At 54.5% G+C, this 15,364-nt stretch carries 14 protein-coding genes and 1 riboswitch; of the genes, 9 read left to right on the top strand and 5 right to left on the bottom strand.

What is annotated here, in order from left to right; genetic code table 11:
* Nucleotides 1-14 precede the first annotated feature (14 nt).
* Nucleotides 15-905 (top strand): maltose ABC transporter permease MalG, encoded by an 891-nt coding sequence (gene malG / locus ABLV17_RS17775; RefSeq protein ID WP_015368774.1) that lies wholly within the window; start codon nt 15-17, stop codon nt 903-905.
* Between the two features lie 193 nt (nt 906-1,098).
* Here malG and psiE read toward each other — a convergent pair whose 3' ends face one another.
* Nucleotides 1,099-1,509: a phosphate-starvation-inducible protein PsiE gene (gene psiE, locus ABLV17_RS17770; protein ID WP_015368775.1), complete on the bottom strand. Its 411-nt coding sequence runs from the start codon at nt 1,507-1,509 to the stop codon at nt 1,099-1,101.
* 364 nt (nt 1,510-1,873) lie between these two features.
* On the opposite strand from psiE, the gene ABLV17_RS17765 reads away from it, so the two are divergent.
* The 5 genes from ABLV17_RS17765 (at nt 1,874) to ABLV17_RS17745 (ending at nt 5,277) form a co-directional block, all read left to right on the top strand.
* The gene (locus tag ABLV17_RS17765; protein ID WP_213794919.1) at nt 1,874-3,151 is read left to right on the top strand and encodes an L-serine ammonia-lyase, iron-sulfur-dependent, subunit alpha; all 1,278 of its coding nucleotides are present in this window, start codon (nt 1,874-1,876) and stop codon (nt 3,149-3,151) included.
* 83 nt (nt 3,152-3,234) lie between these two features.
* Nucleotides 3,235-3,975 (top strand): AzlC family ABC transporter permease, encoded by a 741-nt coding sequence (locus tag ABLV17_RS17760; protein ID WP_308958245.1) that lies wholly within the window; start codon nt 3,235-3,237, stop codon nt 3,973-3,975.
* Nucleotides 3,968-4,288 carry an AzlD domain-containing protein gene (locus ABLV17_RS17755; RefSeq protein ID WP_015368778.1) on the top strand — a complete coding sequence of 107 codons (321 nt, stop codon included), beginning with the start codon at nt 3,968-3,970 and terminating at the stop codon, nt 4,286-4,288. The genes ABLV17_RS17760 and ABLV17_RS17755 overlap by 8 nt, the downstream gene beginning before the upstream one ends.
* A 20-nt stretch (nt 4,289-4,308) precedes the next feature.
* Nucleotides 4,309-4,689, top strand: a complete 381-nt coding sequence (locus tag ABLV17_RS17750; protein ID WP_271032797.1) for a RidA family protein — start codon at nt 4,309-4,311, stop codon at nt 4,687-4,689.
* A gap of 108 nt (nt 4,690-4,797) precedes the next feature.
* The gene (locus ABLV17_RS17745) at nt 4,798-5,277 is read left to right on the top strand and encodes an acyltransferase (RefSeq protein ID WP_087858849.1); all 480 of its coding nucleotides are present in this window, start codon (nt 4,798-4,800) and stop codon (nt 5,275-5,277) included.
* 49 nt (nt 5,278-5,326) lie between these two features.
* Here the strand turns inward: ABLV17_RS17745 and pgi are convergent, their stop codons facing one another.
* A complete protein-coding gene (pgi, locus tag ABLV17_RS17740) occupies nt 5,327-6,976 on the bottom strand; it encodes a glucose-6-phosphate isomerase (protein ID WP_020079879.1) in 1,650 nt (549 codons plus the stop codon).
* A 340-nt stretch (nt 6,977-7,316) separates the two neighbouring features.
* Nucleotides 7,317-7,550: riboswitch (Lysine riboswitch) on the top strand.
* 183 nt (nt 7,551-7,733) lie between these two features.
* Between pgi and lysC the strand changes: the two genes are divergently transcribed.
* Nucleotides 7,734-9,083 (top strand): lysine-sensitive aspartokinase 3, encoded by a 1,350-nt coding sequence (gene lysC, locus ABLV17_RS17735; protein ID WP_087858850.1) that lies wholly within the window; start codon nt 7,734-7,736, stop codon nt 9,081-9,083.
* A gap of 57 nt (nt 9,084-9,140) precedes the next feature.
* Here lysC and ABLV17_RS17730 read toward each other — a convergent pair whose 3' ends face one another.
* From ABLV17_RS17730 to ABLV17_RS17720, 3 genes are read right to left on the bottom strand one after another with little or no spacing between them, the layout of a single operon-like run.
* Entirely contained in the window at nt 9,141-9,929 is a 789-nt protein-coding gene (locus ABLV17_RS17730; protein WP_308958244.1) for a nucleotidyltransferase domain-containing protein, read from the bottom strand.
* 6 nt (nt 9,930-9,935) lie between these two features.
* Complete coding sequence (locus tag ABLV17_RS17725) at nt 9,936-11,162, bottom strand: RtcB family protein (RefSeq protein WP_213317901.1); 1,227 nt, start codon at nt 11,160-11,162, stop codon at nt 9,936-9,938.
* A complete protein-coding gene (locus ABLV17_RS17720; RefSeq protein WP_213317900.1) occupies nt 11,152-12,294 on the bottom strand; it encodes a slipin family protein in 1,143 nt (380 codons plus the stop codon). Before ABLV17_RS17720 ends, ABLV17_RS17725 begins: the two co-directional genes overlap by 11 nt.
* A gap of 418 nt (nt 12,295-12,712) precedes the next feature.
* Between ABLV17_RS17720 and rtcR the strand changes: the two genes are divergently transcribed.
* Together rtcR and panS are read left to right on the top strand one after the other, a co-directional pair.
* The gene (gene rtcR / locus ABLV17_RS17715; protein WP_213317899.1) at nt 12,713-14,284 is read left to right on the top strand and encodes an RNA repair transcriptional activator RtcR; all 1,572 of its coding nucleotides are present in this window, start codon (nt 12,713-12,715) and stop codon (nt 14,282-14,284) included.
* Nucleotides 14,285-14,409: 125 nt separating this feature from the next.
* On the top strand, nt 14,410-15,339 hold the full coding sequence (gene panS, locus ABLV17_RS17710) for a ketopantoate/pantoate/pantothenate transporter PanS (RefSeq protein WP_048229785.1): 930 nt from the start codon (nt 14,410-14,412) through the stop codon (nt 15,337-15,339).
* Nucleotides 15,340-15,364 lie beyond the last annotated feature (25 nt).

Raw genomic sequence — 15,364 nt, 5'->3', positions numbered from 1 at the left:
GGGAGATAACGACAATGGCTATGGTCCAACCCAAATCGCAGAAGCTACGTTTATTTACCACGCATCTCCTGCTACTGATTTTTATCGCCGCGATTATGTTTCCGCTGCTGATGGTTATCGCTATCTCGCTGCGCGAAGGCAACTTCGCGACCGGCAGTCTGATCCCGGATACCATCTCATGGGAGCACTGGCGTCTGGCATTAGGCTTCAGCGTCGAACACGCCGATGGCCGGGTAACGCCGCCGCCGTTCCCGGTACTGCTGTGGCTGTGGAACTCAATTAAGGTCGCCGGGATTACCGCGATCGGCATCGTCGCCCTCTCCACCACCTGCGCTTACGCTTTCGCCCGTATGCGCTTCCCGGGTAAAGCGACGCTGCTCAAAGGGATGCTGATTTTCCAGATGTTCCCGGCGGTGCTGTCGCTGGTGGCGCTGTATGCGTTGTTCGACCGCCTCGGTCAATATCTGCCTTTCGTCGGCCTCAACACTCACGGCGGGGTGATCTTCGCCTATATGGGCGGTATCGCGCTGCACGTCTGGACGATTAAGGGCTACTTCGAAACTATCGATGGCTCACTGGAAGAAGCGGCCGCGTTGGATGGCGCCACTCCATGGCAGGCTTTCCGCCTGGTGCTGCTGCCGCTGTCGGTACCGATTCTGGCGGTCGTGTTTATTCTGTCGTTCATCGCCGCGATTACCGAAGTGCCGGTGGCCTCGTTGCTGCTACGCGATGTAAACAGCTATACCCTGGCTGTCGGGATGCAGCAGTATCTCAATCCGCAGAACTACCTGTGGGGTGACTTCGCCGCCGCGGCAGTACTGTCGGCGATTCCGATTACCGTCGTCTTCCTGCTGGCTCAGCGCTGGTTGGTTAACGGCCTGACGGCGGGCGGGGTGAAAGGTTAAGTTTCATCATGTTAGTCCCTTGTTTTATCGCCCCAAATTTCAGAGAGGGTGGGATGTGGTACGCGACCCCAACCGGGTACGGCAGCCCACCTCTCCCTGAAAAAGTAGGGCAAATGCCACTGCAATCCTCTACTGGACCCTACATAAATTTCATTTGTGATTGTCGGTCAAGCGGCCCTGGAGGCCGCTTTTTTTATTCCCGTTTCAGACGGTTGGAATTACACAACCACAGGGTAATCACCAGGATAAGGATCGCCGCAGAGTAAATCAGCACCGCCATCGGCGACTCATGGTCGACGATAATAAGCCGCACAATCGCGGTAATACCGATATAGACGAAATAACGCAGCGGGAAGTGAAAACCGGACTCAAAGTATTTCACAATCAGCGCGATAAACTCGAAGTAGAGAAAATAGACCACCAGCCCTTCAACCAGCTTGTACTTACTCACCGGCTCCGGCGTAAACAGCACGTGCGCCAGATGCAGGGTCTCCTTTCCCAGGAACACCACCAGAATGATTCCCAGACACAGCAGCGCCAGGTTCAGCACGGCCTGCATGGCCTTCGCAACAAAATTAACCAGCGGACGATATACCGACGGCATAGTGACACCTCAAATGCATGAACGTTGTTGATCTGTATAGCGCAAAAGTGTGATCCAGATCTACTTCGCTTTGCGAGCAGCATCGGTCCTTCAACGCGGTAAATGCAACTAAGAGAAAATTTTACTTCCCGCAACGCTGTGAGCAAGTTAACCAAATCATCCGTTACGCTTAGGACAAAACCAAATAACCAACTGAAATTTAAAACATTTACCATTTGAAACAGTTATATCTTAAAACCTGCCACAAGATAAAATTTTTCTCTAATCCGCATTATTTATATGGCTATTAGGGTAAGATTTTTCTCATCCTTTGTCTTAGCATTATCGCAGTTGAATAAAATTTAATTTTGGACATTAAATCATTATGAACTCCGATAACGCTTCCCTGTACGTAAAATGGCTCAAACAAGAAGTTGCCCCGGCTTTAGGTTGTACTGAACCTGTCGCTATTTCCTTCGCTGCCGCCTACGCCGCACAATATTTAGAAAACCCTTGTACTAACATTAGCGGTTTTATTTCCGCCAATCTCTATAAAAACGCGATGGGCGTCACTATTCCCGGCACCACCGTTTGCGGTGTAGCGCTGGCCGCCGCAATTGGCGCATTTGGCGGCAACCCGCAAAAGGGATTAAAAACGCTGGAAGATATCACCCCGCTACACGTCGAAATGGCGCAGAAACTGATCGCCAATCATGCCGTTGATATTGCCGTCGAAGAGACCCCGGACTTTATTCATCTGGATCTAACTCTCTCAGATCACGAGAATACCTGCCGCGTCGTGGTGAAAGGAACCCACACCAACGTGGTCGAGCTTTATATTAATGGCCAGCCGCAGCCACTAAGCGAAAAACAGAATGCGCGCGCCCGGCACGAAACGCTGCCCAATTTTTCGCTACAGCAGGCTTACGAATTTATTAATAGCGCCGACTTTAATGATATTCGCTTTATTCTTGAAGCCGCGCGCTTAAACTCCGCGCTGGCGGCAGAAGGCAAAACCAAAAAATATGGCCTGAACATTAACGGTACCTTTTCTGACGCCGTGAAAAACGGCCTGATGAGCAACGATCTGTTAAGCAAGGTGATCATCAACACCGTCGCCGCTTCAGATGCCCGCATGGGCGGCGCGCCGGTGGTCGCAATGTCTAACTTCGGTTCGGGCAATCAGGGCATTACGGCAACCATGCCGGTAGTGGTGGTTGCAGAGCATCTCGGCGTCGATGAAGAGACCCTGGCGCGCGCTTTGTCTCTATCTCATCTCACCGCCATCTCAATTCATTCTCGTTATACGCGCTTATCTGCGCTATGCGCGGCCTCAACCGCCGCCATGGGCGCAGCTGCCGGGATGGCCTGGCTGTTTACCCGCGATATCAACACCATTAACACCGCGATTATTAATATGGTCAGTGATATTACCGGCATGATTTGTGATGGCGCCTCTAATAGCTGTGCGATGAAAGTCTCGTCCGTGGTATCCAGCGCGTTTAAGGCGGTACTGATGGCGATGCAAAATAGCTGCGCTGGCGCCAATGATGGTATTGTCTGCGCCGATGTCGAGCAGACTATTAATAACCTGTGCCGCCTGGTGATTAAACCAATGACCCTCACCGATAAAGAAATTATTAGCATTATGGTCGCTAAATAATAATATTTAACGGGCCTGAACATTCAGGCCCTGATTAACCTACCATACCCACATTATTATTTATAAATTAGCAGGTATAGCAGATGAATAAAAAAGTCATCTTCCGTGGCGCCAGCGCCATTATGCCGCTGTGCATCGGCGACTTTCCATTTTCATTTATTGTCGGCGCATTAAGCGTCAGCGCCGGCATGAGCGTCTGGCAGAGTACGGCGTGGTCGGCGATTGTTATTGCCGGTTCGGCGCAAATGCTGGCATTAAATATGCTTAAAACCGGCGCTACGCTCGGGGTTATTATATTCACCACATTAATAATTAACCTACGTCATGTACTGTACAGTGCCTCTATTTCCGGTACCGTCCGTGAAGCATCCTTCTTTAAAAAATGCTTTATGTCCTACGCGCTGACCGACGAAGTGTACGCCACCACCGTCAAAGAGATAGAGGGCAATAAGCAGGATAAATATCTGTTTTATGGCTCGGCGATGATCACCTTCTGGGCGATTTGGGTACTGGCCGATTTCCTCGGCGCGCTGGTCGGCGCTTCCTTCCCGAATATTGAAAAGTATGGTCTGGATTTCGCCATGGTCGCCGCCTTTATCGCCATCGTGGTGCCGCAAATAAAAAGCCAGGCCTGTACCGTCGCCGCCGTGGTGGCCGCCGTCTCCGGCGTGCTGTTGGTCATCCTGCCCTACTCCCTGGGTATTGTCGTCGCCTCAGTACTTGGCGTGCTCGCCGGGCTGTGCGTCGACCTGGCTGAAGAACGTAAACAGGCAGCGATTGCCGAATCCGACATGCCGCTCGTGGAGGCGCTGGAACATGAATAATAGCTACTTTATCGCCCTGACTTTGGGTATGGCCGCCGTGACCTTCCTGATCCGATTTTCGTTTATCGGCCTGGCCGGAAAAATCCAGATGTCCGAACGGGTGACGAAAACGCTGCGCTTCGTCCCGGTCACCGTCCTGCCGGCCATTATCACCATTCAGATCCTTAGCGTGAATTCCAGCATGGAGTTCGACTTAAAGAATCCGAAGGTGATCGCCGCCATTATCTGCACGCTCGCCAGCTTCCGTTTAGGCCTGGTGTGGGTGGTGGTGAGCGGCGTCGGCTCGCTGGTGTTGTTGAATTACTTTATGTAACCGTTTGAAGGATAACCCGTATGATTATTACCACCGCTGACGCGCCTGCCGCTATCGGCCCGTACGTGCAGGGCGTCAATCTCGGCTCGATGACCATCACCTCCGGTCAGCTACCGATTAATCCGCTGGACGGCACCATGCCCAGCGATATCGCCGAACAGGCGCGGCAATCGCTGGAAAATGTGAAAGCCATCGTTGAAGCTGCCGGACTCACGGTGGGGCAGATTGTTAAAACCACGGTGTTTGTCAAAGACCTGCAGGATTTTGCCGCCATCAACGCCGCTTATGAGGCCTTCTTTACCGAGCATCAGGCCGCCTTCCCGGCGCGTTCCTGCGTGGAGGTCTCAAGGCTGCCGAAAGACGCCGGCGTCGAAATCGAAGCCATCGCCTCCGCTCGTTAATCACCCGGCTGGGGGGAAACCTCCAGCCTCCTTCCCCACCGTTTTTCGCCGTTCCTCATTGCTCATTTTGCAGGCACTATACGATGAGATCCGAACGAGGAATGCAGCATGTCGAATGAGCCAAATATTCCCCCTTTTACGCTTCGCGATACCGGCGTTCGCAACGTCATCTGCGGCGAAAACGTGGTCATATACCAGCCCGCCAACCTCTATGATTGCCAGCTCGGCGATAACGTCTTCGTCGGGCCGTTCGTCGAGATTCAGGGGCATACGCGCATCGGCGCGGACAGCAAAATCCAGTCCCACAGTTTTATCTGCGAGTACGTCACCATCGGCCAACGTTGTTTTATCGGCCACGGCGTGATGTTCGCCAACGACATGTTCCGCGATGGCAAACCGAATGCCGACCGCGACAGTTGGGGGCGCATTGAAATCGGCAATGACGTGTCTATCGGCAGCGGCGCCACCATTCTGGCGGTGAGTATCTGCGATGGCGTGGTCATCGGCGCCGGGAGCGTGGTGACAAAATCCATCACCGAGAAAGGCGTTTGGGCGGGCAACCCGGCGAGGCTGCTGCGGCGGCTATAAATAAAAATGCCGACCCGCGGGTCGGCATTCAGGCTTAATTGCGCAGCGCTTATGCGCGCCAGGCTTTATAGCGGTTAATCAGACCGTTGGTAGAGCTGTCGTGGCTGCTAACGTCCGCGCCATCTTTCAGTTCCGGCAGGATGCGGTTAGCCAGCTGTTTACCCAGCTCAACGCCCCACTGATCGAAGGTGAAGATGTTGAGGATCGCGCCCTGGGTGAAGATTTTGTGCTCATACAGCGCAATCAATGCGCCCAGGCTGAACGGGGTGATCTCACGCAGCAGGATGGAGTTGGTCGGACGGTTGCCTTCGAACACTTTGAACGGCACCACGTGCTCAAGCTGAGCCGGGTCTTTACCCTGATCGCGATATTCCTGCTCAACCACTTCGCGGGATTTACCAAAGGCCAGCGCTTCGGTCTGGGCGAAGAAGTTAGACAGCAGTTTCTGATGGTGGTCAGACAGCGGGTTATGGGTGATAGCCGGGGCGATGAAATCGCACGGTACCATTTTGGTGCCCTGGTGGATCAGCTGATAGAACGCGTGCTGGCCGTTAGTCCCCGGCTCGCCCCAGATGATTGGGCCAGTCTGGTAATCCACAACGTTGCCGTTACGGTCAACGTACTTACCGTTGGATTCCATGTTGCCCTGCTGGAAGTAAGCGGCAAAGCGGTGCATGTACTGATCGTACGGCAGAATCGCTTCGGTTTCGGCGCCGAAGAAATTGTTGTACCAGATGCCAATCAGCGCCAGCAGTACCGGCAGGTTTTTCTCAGCCGGGGTGGTGGAGAAGTGTTTGTCCATGGCGTGGGCGCCGGACAGCAGCTGAACGAAGTTGTCGAAGCCGACGGACAGAATGATAGACAGACCGATGGCGGACCACAGGGAGTAACGACCGCCAACCCAGTCCCAGAACTCAAACATGTTAGCCGTATCGATACCGAACTCGCCAACCGCTTTACCGTTGGTGGAGAGCGCCGCGAAGTGTTTCGCCACGTGTTTCTCGTCGCCCGCGGTCGCCAGGAACCAGTCACGCGCGCTGTGGGCGTTGGTCATGGTTTCCTGAGTGGTGAAGGTTTTAGAAGCCACCAGGAACAGCGTGGTTTCCGGATTCACCGCTTTCAGCACTTCGGCGATATGAGTGCCGTCAACGTTAGAAACGAAGTGCATATTGAGATGGTTTTTATACGGGCGCAGCGCTTCGGTCACCATGAACGGGCCGAGGTCTGAACCGCCGATACCGATGTTCACCACGTCGGTGATCGGTTTACCGGTGTAGCCTTTCCAGCTACCGGAGATAATCGCTTCTGAGAAGGCTTTCATCTTCTCCAGCACCGCGTTGACTTCCGGCATGACATCTTTGCCATCAACCACAATCGGCGTATTGCTGCGGTTGCGCAGCGCGACGTGCAGTACCGCGCGGTCTTCGGTACGGTTAATTTTTTCGCCGGAGAACATCGACTTGATAGCGCCGGCCAGATCGGTCTCTTTCGCCAGATCCTGCAGCTTAGACAGCGTCTCTTCAGTGATGCGGTTCTTGGAGAAGTCCACCAGCATCAGATCGTCAAAAGTAGCGGAGAATTTAGAGAAACGATCGCTATCTTTGGCGAAAAGCTCGCTGATAGTGACGTCTTTCATTTCATCGAAGTGTTTCTGTAATGCCTGCCATGCAGCGGTCTGCGTTGGGTTGATATTTTTCATTAGCAATACTCTTCTGATTTGAAAAATGTGACTTCGGTCGATTGTAGCCTCAGCGGCGGAAAATTGTGATGATTTTTGTGTTATGCCGTTGACGGGGGTCAGAAATAGGGTAAAGAGCTCCCATATTATAGCGATCATTAGGCTTTTTTCTGTTATCCGCCGATGCATGAAAAATCCGCATAACCCTGTCGTTGACATACCCGTCCGGAAGCCTTTATATAGCTGAACTGCCTACGGAACCGTAGGTATGTATTGCTCGCGCATTTCACGCTACAGCGAAGAGTATCGTTGGGGGGTATAATGACCAGTCTCTCCCCAGGCATAGTGAAAGACGTCAGTAATTGCCAGAAGAGGTGCGTTGCCCAGGTAACCGTATTGGAGGAACCAGTCCGGGGAAAATACGTGAGGGGGAGCAACGCCGAGGCGCACAGGCATCTGGTTAAGTCTGTCGCCGGCCACAGGGGCTGAATCCCCTGGGTTGTCACCAGAAGCGTTCGCAGTCGGGCGTTTCATACTCGCGAACCGATGCGCGTCATCGGCGAACGGGTCTACAAGGTGGAGCACTTCTGGGTGACATCGTAGTTTGTTTATCGCTCTGCGCCCACCCTACTTTTCGCTCTTCCCTTGTGCCATGGCTGAGTTAATTTGGCCTGGCTTATTAAGACATTTTGTAGCGCTCCGGTTATTTCCAGCCCGAACCAGGAGCGGTTGTTCAGGAATCGTTTTAATAAGTCAGGCCCCCTGACACGAGGTTGTTATGACAGATTTAGTTGTTGCTAAGTTCGGCGGCACCAGCGTGGCCGATTTCGACGCGATGAATCGTAGCGTCGACGTCGCGCTGCTGGATGCGAATACCCGCGTAGTGGTGTTATCCGCATCGGCTGGCGTTACCAATATCTTAGTTGCTTTAGCGGCAGGGCTGGAACCCACCGAACGTTTCGCTAAGCTCGATGAAATGCGCCAAATCCAGTTCAATATTCTGGAGCGTTTACGTTATCCCAACGTTATTCGCGAAGAGATCGAGCGTCTGCTGGAAAACATTACTACCTTGGCGGAAGCCGCCTCGCTGGCCAGCTCGGAAGCCTTGACCGATGAACTGGTGAGCCACGGCGAACTGATGTCCACCTTACTGTTCGTTGAGATCCTACGCGAGCGTGGTATTGCGGCGCAGTGGTTCGACGTACGTAAAGTGATGCGCACCAACGATCGTTTCGGCCGCGCCGAACCAGATATCGCCGCGCTGGCGGAACTGACGCAGCAACAACTCACGCCACGGCTGGAAGAAGGCCTGGTGATTACCCAGGGCTTTATCGGCAGTGAAGCCAAAGGCCGCACCACCACCCTTGGCCGCGGCGGCAGCGACTACACCGCCGCGCTGCTCGGCGAAGCCTTAAACGCCAGCCGTGTCGATATCTGGACCGATGTCCCTGGGATCTACACAACCGATCCGCGCGTCGCGCCAGCGGCGAAACGCATCGATGTGATCGCTTTCGCTGAAGCCGCGGAGATGGCCACGTTCGGGGCCAAGGTATTGCATCCGGCCACCCTGCTGCCGGCCGTACGTAGCGATATCCCGGTATTCGTCGGCTCCAGCAAAGAACCTAAAGCCGGCGGCACGATGGTCTGTCATAAAACCGAAAATCCACCGCTGTTCCGCGCGCTGGCGCTGCGTCGTCGTCAAACGCTGCTGACCCTGCACAGCCTGCATATGCTGCACTCCCGCGGCTTCCTTGCAGAAGTGTTCGGTATTCTGGCGCGGCATAATATTTCCGTCGATCTGATCACCACCTCGGAAGTGAGTATTGCGCTGACCATGGACACCACCGGTTCAACCTCCGCTGGCGACACTCTGCTCACCCAGGCGCTGCTGACCGAGCTCTCTTCGCTGTGCCGCGTCGAAGTGGAAGAAAATCTGGCGCTGGTCGCCCTGATCGGCAACGAGCTATCGAAAGCCTGCGGCGTCGGTAAAGAGGTGTTTGGCGTACTGGAACCATTCAATATCCGCATGATCTGTTACGGCGCATCCAGCCACAACCTGTGCTTCCTGGTGCCTGGCGACGACGCGGAGAAAGTGGTGCAGAAGCTGCATCATAATTTGTTTGAATAATCGCGACGGGAAAGCCCGTTATCAAAAGGCCCGGTTTCGTCAGAAGCCGGGCCTTTTTTATGGCGCCAGTACCGTGTTCATCAGCAAGCGATCGAGTTGCTCAACGCGCCCCGTTCGGCTATCCGGCAGCTCCGGCGCTATCTCGCCGCACGCCAGCTCATGTTGAATAAAGGCATGCAAAAGCGGGCGTCGCATGCCGTACTCAGCTTCGCCGGCACGTTGTTTGCGAACCAGCAGCTCATCAATTTCATTACGCAGGGCGGGTTCCAGTTCACTGCCCGCCAGTAGCTCGCTAAAACGCATCGGCGGCACGCCTTTACCGGCTTCAACCCAGCGCACTGCCAACAGCGGGCGCAGTACATAGAAGTATTTTTTCAACCGTACCTGCTCACCTTGCAGGTAACCGCGAAAGTTCTTCCGCGCCATTGAATAGTAGTGCCAACGAGCGCGCAGCGGTGAAAACCACTGCGGCACTAGCGCTTTTAACGCCGCCACTGTCGACGCATCCTGCTGATACATCACCGGTGAATCCAGCCACTCTATAAGCGTAGGGTTCGCCGCTTTCAATAGCCCCAGCGCTTTGCGCCACTCCCAGCCGCAGACATCCAGCTCATTATCAATCGGCAGTTCGATAACATCGCGCTGCGCTTCCACGCGTAAATACCATTCGGGTTGATGAACATATAAAAAGCGAACATCATAATCGCTATCCGGCGAGGCAAAACCCCAGCCACGGCTACCCGATTCGCAGGCATACAGCACTCTGACCTGGTAGCGTTGTTCTATGTCGGCTAACTGCCGCCGCACGCGCTGGCGCATCGCGGCATCGACGCTATTTTCACTCATTATTTTTTATCCTTTGACACAGACGACCTGACGCAGGGTATGTACCACCTCCACCAGCGACGATTGCGCGGCCATCACCGCCTCAATGTCTTTATAAGCCAGCGGAATTTCGTCGATCACCTCACTATCTTTTCGGCATTCGACATGGGCGGTGGTGCGGATCTGGTCTGCGACGGTGAACTGCTTTTTCGCCGCCGTTCGGCTCATCACGCGTCCTGCGCCGTGGCTACATGAGCAGAAACTCTCTTCATTACCCAATCCGCGCACAATGAAGCTCTTTGCCCCCATTGAGCCGGGAATGATGCCCATCTGCCCCTTCTGTGCCGATACCGCGCCTTTACGCGTGACCAGAACCTCTTCGCCAAAGTGCCGCTCTTTCTGCACATAGTTATGGTGGCAATTGACGGCCTCCTGCTGGGTCATAAACGGTTTCGTCACAATGGCCGATAGCGCCGCCAGTACCCGCGCCATCATTACCTCGCGATTATGCCTGGCGAAATCCTGCGCCCATTCCACCGCCTCGATGTAATCCTCGTAGTGAGGGCTACCTTCCTGAAAGTAGGCCAGATTTCTGTCCGGCAGGTTAGCAATATGCTGCTGCATATCGTTCTGCGCCAGGGTAATAAACAGGTTGCCGATAGCATTGCCGACGCCGCGCGAACCGCTATGCAGCATCACCCATACCCGCTGCTGTTCATCCAGGCACACTTCAATAAAGTGATTGCCGGTACCCAATGTCCCGAGATGCTGATGATTATTGGTTTTCAACAACTGCGGATATTTGTCCGTCAGGCGCTTAAAGCGCGGTGCCAGTAACGACCACTGCTGATCGACTTCCTGCGGCGGCGTCTCCCAGGCGCCTTTATCACGGCGGGAGCGCGTGTTAGTTCTCCCGTGCGGTACCGCCTGCTCAATCGCGCTGCGCAACCCACCCAGGTTATCCGGCAGATCGCTGGCAATAAGCGAAGTACGCACCGCAATCATACCGCAGCCAATATCCACGCCGACGGCCGCCGGAATGATTGCCCCTTTTGTCGGGATCACGCTGCCAATGGTCGAGCCTTTCCCGAGATGCACGTCCGGCATCACCGCCAGATGTTTAAAGACAAACGGCATTTTTGCCGTATTCAGCAACTGGACGCGCGCTTCCGGCTCTACCGGCACGCCGCGGGTCCACATTTTGATCGGCGCGCTATTTTCCGCCGTCAGCAGGTGATAATCGTTATGCGCCATGGTTCACTCCATTAATGTTGATAAGTCCATGTAATACCTGGTCCAGCCCGCCAAATACGGAAATTTTATCGATTCGCTCCGCGACGCGTTCGAGCGTTTCAAGCTCTTTTAAGCGCAGGGCGACCGGATTGTTTTCCATTACTTTGGCGGTGTTCAATAAAGAACGGGTTGCCGCCGTCTCTTCCCGGCGGCGGATAACGTTGGCCTGGGCCGATTTCTCCGCTTCCACCAACTGCGACAAAATGGCCTTCATGTCGCCTGGCAGGACGATATCTTTTACTCCCAACGAGGCAATCTCGATGCCGAATGGCGCCATACGCTCTTTCACCTGCGCGCTCACCACTTCATCAATCATCTGTTTATTTTCTAAAAGCTCATCCAGCGTACGTGTACCGACCGCTTCGCGCAGCGCGAACTGCAGTTCACGATACAGATGATCCAGCGGTTTAGTTAACTGGCAAAATGCCGTCAGCACGTCTTGATAACGCCAGTTCGCCGCCAGATTCAGACGTAAATTAACTTTGTCTTTGGTCAGGATCTCCTGACCGCTGACCTCCAGCACCTGCAGACGAGTATCCACCACTTCGGCTTCCACCAGATGGTTAATCTTCCAGTAGGCAGTCAAACCGGGTGGTAGAGCGTTCTGCAGCTCGCCGTCAATTTTCAACACCCCAACATGCCAGGCAGGAACCTGTACCGTCAGTATCGACTCACGCCCTTTTACCGCGCCGCTGCGCCGAGGTTGCAGTACCGCGTTCATCACCTCGGCGGGTACCAGCACCGCGCGGGTATCCATGCGTACCAGCTTCAGCGCATTATCATATTGCCAGTACAGGCGGCGCGTCGCTGGCGGGATGATCTCCTGCAGTACGCCATCGATATACAGCGCGCCGGCTTCCTCTTCCGCCATATCAGCCGCCAGACAGTAACGGCCGATCCATTCAGGCTGGAAGCGGCGCATATAGTCGGCCAACGCCTGCGGTACTTCGCTGCCGTCGGTGGTGACAATCAGCACTTCCGGCGTGGAAAACCACGGTAAGCGATGCTCGCCGGCTTCCAGTACCTGATAGTAGTCGCCCGCTTTCGCCAGCAGACCTAATTGACCTTTTCGTATCGTTATTTTCTTAGCCATTATTCGTTCCTTAAAAATGGAGCAGGCGCGGATGCAAAGGCGAAGCGGCAGGGGAACTCCCTTTTGCCTGGCGCCCGGCGTTATTATCGGCAACCTGTTTTGGGGACCGCCAAACTCGCAGTTCCCCGATTTATTATTTTGATTTTTTGCTCATAACAATGGGTGTCAGTTGCTGACGGAACGCGGCAGAAAAACGGACTGCGCCGTTTCTACAGCGCCGGCGGGGTTTAACCCCCTGCATTTCAGCGCGTTGACAATAGAGTTATTGCCAGAAGCGTGCCAAAAACGTAAAACAACAAAATAATTTTTTAACCAAATGAAAATTAATGACTTTTATTTATTAAGCATCTATTCAGATTGCCTACGGCAAGATATATTTTTATCCTTAAGTATCTAATTTTATCTTGTGGGATAAATCATGAGAAAACGTCGGGTGGTTATTGGCGTACTGGGGACGGTGCTCGATAAACGTGGCAAGCGCGCCAACCGTTTTCGCAAATGGCGGCCAACCGTTGGGTTGTGCCAACAAGCTGAAATGCCCATTGATCGGCTGGAACTACTGCATCAGCCTCGTGACATCGGCATGGCGCAGCAGCTCGCCGAAGATGTGGCGTTGGTCTCGCCACAAACCGAAGTACATCCGCATGCTGTAGCCATCGCCAATCCCTGGGATTTCGAAGAGGTGTATGCCGCCTTTCTTGATTTTGCGACCCGCTATCCGTTCGATACCGACAATGAAGAGTATCTGGTGCATATCACCACCGGAACGCACGTGGCGCAGATCTGCTGGTTCCTGTTGACCGAGGCGCGCTATCTGCCCGCCAGTTTGCTGCAGACCGGGCCGGCGCCAAAAGGCGCCACCGACGAGCAAATCGCGGCCGGTACCGCCTCGGTTATCGATCTGGATTTAAGCCGCTATGCCACTCTAACCAGCCGTTTTCAGCGTGAACAACAGCAGTCCGTTTCATTTCTTAAGGACGGGATTGAAACCCGCAACGCCACCTTCAATAAGCTTATCGATCGCATTGAGCGGGTTTCTCTGCGTTCAACCGATCCGATTCTACTCACCGGGCCTACCGGCGCGGGCAAATCCTTTCTCGCGAAACGCATTTTCCAGCTACGCCAGTCACGCCACCTGGTGGCGGGTAAGTTTGTCGCCATTAACTGCGCCACGCTGCGTGGCGATAACGCCATGTCGACGCTATTCGGCCACGTCAAAGGCGCTTTTACTGGCGCGCAAGCGGCGCGTAGCGGCCTGCTACGCGAGGCCGATGGCGGCGTGTTGTTTCTCGATGAAATTGCCGAACTGGGCCTCGATGAACAGGCGATGTTGCTAAAAGCGATTGAAGAAAAAAGCTTTTTCCCGTTTGGCTCCGACAAAGAAGTGCACAGTGATTTTCAACTGATTGCTGGTACCCACCGCGACATGCGCCAGTGGGTCGCCGATGGCCGCTTTCGTGAGGATTTATACGCGCGTATCAACATGTGGAGCTTTGCGCTACCCGGTCTGGCGCAGCGTAGAGAAGATATTGCGCCCAATATTGAGTACGAATTGCAACGTTTCTCCAGCGCCAGACAGCAGCAAATACGTTTTGATAAAGACGCGCGCGTGCGCTATTTGGCTTTCGCCAGTTCGCCGCGGGCCCAGTGGCGCGGAAATTTTCGCGAGCTTGGCGCCTCGGTGACCCGCATGGCGACCCTCGCCGAACAGGGCCGAATTACGCTGGATGTGGTCGATGAGGAAATTTCGCGACTGAGCGAAAGCTGGCAGATCAACGATCCTCTTCCCGCCGTCATCGACGAGATCGATCTGTTCGATCGCCGTCAGTTGGAAACGGTGCTGGAGGTTTGCCGCCGCAGCGCTTCGCTATCTGAAGCCGGTCGTGAGTTGTTTGCGGTCTCCCGGCTGAAAAAGGCCAATCCGAATGATGCCGACCGATTACGCAAGTACCTCGCCCGCTTTGGCCTCAGTTGGGAAAGCCTGGGCTAATCATCATGAGCATAATTTGTTTGAATAATATTCTTTTGCGCGATAAAAAATACCTATAGCCGGGCTCGAACCCGGCTTTTTTATAACAACACCAACACAACAAACACTGTCGCAAGGAATACACTATGCTCGCCACGCTTACGCGGCTGTTCCCGTTATGGGCGCTGCTGCTCTCCGTATTGGCTTATTACACGCCAACCACTTTTACCCCTATCGGCCCGTGGGTCACCACGCTGCTGATGCTGATTATGTTCGGCATGGGCGTCCATTTGAAGCTGGACGATTTTAAGCGCGTGCTGTCACGACCGGCGCCGGTCGCAGCGGGAATTTTTCTGCATTACCTGGTGATGCCGCTCGCCGCCTGGATACTGGCGCTGCTGTTCCACATGCCGCCAGAGCTCTCCGCCGGGATGGTGCTGGTCGGCAGCGTCGCCAGCGGAACCGCTTCCAACGTCATGATCTATCTGGCGAAAGGTGATGTCGCGCTGTCGGTAACTATCTCTTCCGTTTCTACGCTAGTTGGCGTGGTCGCCACGCCGCTTCTGACGCGCCTGTACGTTGATGCGCACATTCAGGTCGATGTGATGGGCATGCTGCTAAGCATCCTGCAAATCGTGGTGATCCCAATCGGCCTCGGTCTGATTGTTCATCACCTGTTGCCAAAAGTGGTAAAGGCGGTGGAGCCGTTCCTTCCCGCCTTCTCCATGCTGTGCATTCTGGCGATTATCAGCGCCGTGGTCGCCGGCTCCGCATCGCATATCGCTTCGGTAGGGCTGGTGGTTATCGTGGCGGTTATCTTGCATAACGCTATTGGCCTGCTCGGCGGCTACTGGGGCGGGCGCCTGTTCGGTTTTGATGAATCCACCTGCCGCACCCTGGCTATCGAAGTGGGTATGCAGAACTCCGGCCTCGCCGCGGCTCTCGGGAAAATTTACTTCGGCCCGCTGGCCGCCCTGCCCGGCGCGCTGTTCTCGGTATGGCATAACCTTTCCGGCTCGCTGCTGGCGGGTTACTGGTCCGGTAAGCCGACGACCAAAAAAGGCAACCAGCGCTAATCGGTATACGTCCGGGCCATATGCC

The organism is Klebsiella sp. CN_Kp091 (genome assembly GCF_040065095.1).
In the GTDB taxonomy this organism is placed as follows: Bacteria; Pseudomonadota; Gammaproteobacteria; order Enterobacterales; family Enterobacteriaceae; genus Klebsiella; species Klebsiella aerogenes.
The sequence above is the reverse complement of the archived record's forward strand: the minus strand, read 5'-3'. Positions and strand labels throughout refer to the sequence as shown.

Bases quoted from the DNA above. Each gene is read 5' to 3' on its own strand.
- malG (WP_015368774.1), top strand. From the start codon at position 15: ATGGCTATGGTCCAACCCAAATCGCAGAAGCTACGTTTATTTACCACG.
- psiE (WP_015368775.1), bottom strand. From the start codon at position 1,509: ATGCCGTCGGTATATCGTCCGCTGGTTAATTTTGTTGCGAAGGCCATG.
- ABLV17_RS17765 (WP_213794919.1), top strand. From the start codon at position 1,874: ATGAACTCCGATAACGCTTCCCTGTACGTAAAATGGCTCAAACAAGAA.
- ABLV17_RS17760 (WP_308958245.1), top strand. From the start codon at position 3,235: ATGAATAAAAAAGTCATCTTCCGTGGCGCCAGCGCCATTATGCCGCTG.
- ABLV17_RS17755 (WP_015368778.1), top strand. From the start codon at position 3,968: ATGAATAATAGCTACTTTATCGCCCTGACTTTGGGTATGGCCGCCGTG.
- ABLV17_RS17750 (WP_271032797.1), top strand. From the start codon at position 4,309: ATGATTATTACCACCGCTGACGCGCCTGCCGCTATCGGCCCGTACGTG.
- ABLV17_RS17745 (WP_087858849.1), top strand. From the start codon at position 4,798: ATGTCGAATGAGCCAAATATTCCCCCTTTTACGCTTCGCGATACCGGC.
- pgi (WP_020079879.1), bottom strand. From the start codon at position 6,976: ATGAAAAATATCAACCCAACGCAGACCGCTGCATGGCAGGCATTACAG.
- lysC (WP_087858850.1), top strand. From the start codon at position 7,734: ATGACAGATTTAGTTGTTGCTAAGTTCGGCGGCACCAGCGTGGCCGAT.
- ABLV17_RS17730 (WP_308958244.1), bottom strand. From the start codon at position 9,929: ATGAGTGAAAATAGCGTCGATGCCGCGATGCGCCAGCGCGTGCGGCGG.
- ABLV17_RS17725 (WP_213317901.1), bottom strand. From the start codon at position 11,162: ATGGCGCATAACGATTATCACCTGCTGACGGCGGAAAATAGCGCGCCG.
- ABLV17_RS17720 (WP_213317900.1), bottom strand. From the start codon at position 12,294: ATGGCTAAGAAAATAACGATACGAAAAGGTCAATTAGGTCTGCTGGCG.
- rtcR (WP_213317899.1), top strand. From the start codon at position 12,713: ATGAGAAAACGTCGGGTGGTTATTGGCGTACTGGGGACGGTGCTCGAT.
- panS (WP_048229785.1), top strand. From the start codon at position 14,410: ATGCTCGCCACGCTTACGCGGCTGTTCCCGTTATGGGCGCTGCTGCTC.